The sequence below is a fragment of the Microbacterium sp. 2RAF4 genome (assembly GCF_052115285.1).
GTDB lineage: Bacteria > Actinomycetota > Actinomycetes > Actinomycetales > Microbacteriaceae > Microbacterium > Microbacterium oxydans.
The window spans coordinates 1-3596 of the sequence record NZ_JBFRGI010000007.1; the positions used below are offsets into that span (position 1 = coordinate 1).

Below are 3596 nucleotides of genomic sequence, written 5' to 3' on the forward strand. Positions count from 1 at the left end.
CTGCACGCTGTTGGGTCCTGAGGGACCGGATGCGCACTGGCCTTCGGGTCGAGTGCACAGTCGGTTACTCTGGGCCTTTCGTTGTTTCCCCGGTGGGGAAGCGGTGAGGGGTACCGCCCGTACTTTGAGAACTACACAGTGGACGCGAGCATCTTGCAACAGCCTTCGGGTTGTTGCACAAGATGATCTTAAAGATCATTAGTCAATTTCAGATCCCGCCTTCGRGTGGRGTCGAGTTTTTGATTCAAACTCATGTGATTTCAAGTCTTTAAGAGCAAACGGTGGATGCCTTGGCATCTGGAGCCGAAGAAGGACGTAGCAATCTGCGATAAGCCTCGGGGAACTGATAAGCAAGTTTTGATCCGAGGGTGTCCGAATGGGGAAACCCCGCTGGGCGGCGTGCCGACCTAGTGACTCCCGCCTGAATATATAGGGCGGGTAGAGGGAACGTGGGGAAGTGAAACATCTCAGTACCCACAGGAAGAGAAAGCAACCGCGATTCCGTTAGTAGTGGCGAGCGAAACCGGATCAGGCTAAACCTAGCGTGTGTGATAGCCGGCAGGCGTTGCACGTTGGGGGTTGTGGGACTTTTCAGTCATCTCTGCCGAGGTGGCGGCGTTACAAGAAGGTATAGACGAACGGTCTTGAAAGGCCGGTCATAGAGGGTGCCAACCCCGTAGTCGAAATGCTTCTCTTGGCGCGAAGAGTATCCCAAGTAGCACGGGGCCCGTGAAATCCCGTGTGAATCTGTCAGGACCACCTGATAAGCCTAAATACTCCCAGATGACCGATAGCGGACAAGTACCGTGAGGGAAAGGTGAAAAGTACCCCGGGAGGGGAGTGAAATAGTACCTGAAACCGTTTGCTTACAAACCGTTGGAGCCTCCTTAGTAGGGGTGACAGCGTGCCTTTTGAAGAATGAGCCTGCGAGTTAGCGATATGTGGCGAGGTTAACCCGTGTGGGGTAGCCGTAGCGAAAGCGAGTCTGAATAGGGCGATTCAGTCGCATGTCCTAGACCCGAAGCGAAGTGATCTATCCATGGCCAGGTTGAAGCACGTGTAAGAGCGTGTGGAGGACCGAACCCACTTAGGTTGAAAACTGAGGGGATGAGCTGTGGATAGGGGTGAAAGGCCAATCAAACTTCGTGATAGCTGGTTCTCTCCGAAATGCATTTAGGTGCAGCGTTGCGTGTTTCTTGCCGGAGGTAGAGCTACTGGATGGCCGATGGGCCCTACAAGGTTACTGACGTCAGCCAAACTCCGAATGCCGGTAAGTGAGAGCGCAGCAGTGAGACTGTGGGGGATAAGCTTCATAGTCGAGAGGGAAACAACCCAGACCACCAACTAAGGTCCCAAAGCGCGTGCTAAGTGGGAAAGGATGTGGAGTTGCTGTGACAACCAGGAGGTTGGCTTAGAAGCAGCCACCCTTGAAAGAGTGCGTAATAGCTCACTGGTCAAGTGATTCCGCGCCGACAATGTAACGGGGCTCAAGCACGCCACCGAAGTTGTGGCATTGACATTATTGGTAGGCCTTCGTGGTCCAGCCGTGTTGATGGGTAGGAGAGCGTCGTGTGGCCAGCGAAGCGGCGGTGTAAACCAGCCGTGGAGGCTACACGAGTGAGAATGCAGGCATGAGTAGCGAATGACGTGTGAGAAACACGTCCTCCGAAAGACCAAGGGTTCCAGGGTCAAGCTAATCTTCCCTGGGTAAGTCGGGACCTAAGGCGAGGCCGACAGGCGTAGTCGATGGACAACGGGTTGATATTCCCGTACCGGCGAAGAACCGCCCAAGCTAATCCAGTAGTGCTAAGTGTCTGAATCCCAGTGACTGATCCCTTCGGGGTGACGCTCTGGGCCTAGCGCACGACCCCATTCTGGTGCGGTTAGCGTATTAACAGGTGTGACGCAGGAAGGTAGCCCAAGCCAGGCGATGGTTGTCCTGGTGCAAGTGCGTAGGCCGAGTCGTAGGCAAATCCGCGATTCAYWKAGGCTGAGACACGATGCGGATAAAAAGTGGGTGATCCTATGCTGCCAAGAAAAGCATCGACGCGAGGTTCTAGCCGCCCGTACCCCAAACCGACTCAGGTGGTCAGGTAGAGAATACCAAGGAGATCGAGAGAATCGTGGTTAAGGAACTCGGCAAAATGCCCCCGTAACTTCGGGAGAAGGGGGGCCATCCACTTATACGGATTTACTCCGAAAAGGGTGTGGTGGCCGCAGAGACTAGTGGGTAGCGACTGTTTACTAAAAACACAGGTCCGTGCCAAGTCGCAAGACGATGTATACGGACTGACGCCTGCCCGGTGCTGGAAGGTTAAGAGGACCGGTTAGCCGCAAGGCGAAGCTGAGAATTTAAGCCCCAGTAAACGGCGGTGGTAACTATAACCATCCTAAGGTAGCGAAATTCCTTGTCGGGTAAGTTCCGACCTGCACGAATGGCGTAACGACTTCCCAACTGTCTCAACCGCGAACTCGGCGAAATTGCATTACGAGTAAAGATGCTCGTTACGCGCAGCAGGACGGAAAGACCCCGTGACCTTTACTACAGCTTGGTATTGGTGTTCGGTGTGGCTTGTGTAGGATAGGTGGGAGACTTTGAAGCATGGACGCTAGTTCGTGTGGAGTCATTGTTGAAATACCACTCTGGTCACTCTGGATATCTAACTTCGAACCGTAATCCGGTTCAGGGACAGTGCCTGGTGGGTAGTTTAACTGGGGCGGTTGCCTCCCAAAAAGTAACGGAGGCGCCCAAAGGTTCCCTCAACCTGGTTGGCAATCAGGTGTCGAGTGTAAGTGCACAAGGGAGCTTGACTGTGAGACTGACAGGTCGAGCAGGGACGAAAGTCGGGACTAGTGATCCGGCAGTGGCTTGTGGAAGCGCTGTCGCTCAACGGATAAAAGGTACCTCGGGGATAACAGGCTGATCTTGCCCAAGAGTCCATATCGACGGCATGGTTTGGCACCTCGATGTCGGCTCGTCGCATCCTGGGGCTGGAGTAGGTCCCAAGGGTTGGGCTGTTCGCCCATTAAAGCGGTACGCGAGCTGGGTTTAGAACGTCGTGAGACAGTTCGGTCCCTATCCGCTGCGCGCGTAGGAAATTTGAGAGGATCTGACCCTAGTACGAGAGGACCGGGTTGGACGAACCTCTGGTGTGTCAGTTGTTCCGCCAGGAGCACCGCTGATTAGCTACGTTCGGGATGGATAACCGCTGAAAGCATCTAAGCGGGAAGCCGGCCTCAAGATGAGATTTCCATACCTTCGGGTGAGAGGCTCCCAGCCAGACTACTGGGTTGATAGGCCAGATGTGGAAGTGCAGTAATGCATGCAGCTGACTGGTACTAATAAGCCGATGACTTGATAACACACCGTTTGTTGGTGCTACGCGTCCACTGAGTGGTTCTCGATGTACGGTCGAGAACCGCATAACAACAATGACTTTGTTATGTGTTTGATTGAAACATCAATAGTGTTTCGGCGGCCATAGCGTGAGGGAAACGCCCGGTTACATTCCGAACCCGGAAGCTAAGCCTCACAGCGCCGATGGTACTGCAGGGGGGACCCTGTGGGAGAGTAGGACACCGCCGGACTCCTTTTA

Annotated in this window: 2 rRNA genes; both read left to right on the forward strand. The window is 54.2% G+C overall.

Annotated elements, in window-relative coordinates:
* Nucleotides 1-258 precede the first annotated feature (258 nt).
* Nucleotides 259-3363 (forward strand): 23S ribosomal RNA (locus AB4070_RS18525).
* Nucleotides 3364-3471: 108 nt separating this feature from the next.
* A 5S ribosomal RNA gene (gene rrf, locus AB4070_RS18530) occupies nt 3472-3588 on the forward strand.
* Nucleotides 3589-3596 lie beyond the last annotated feature (8 nt).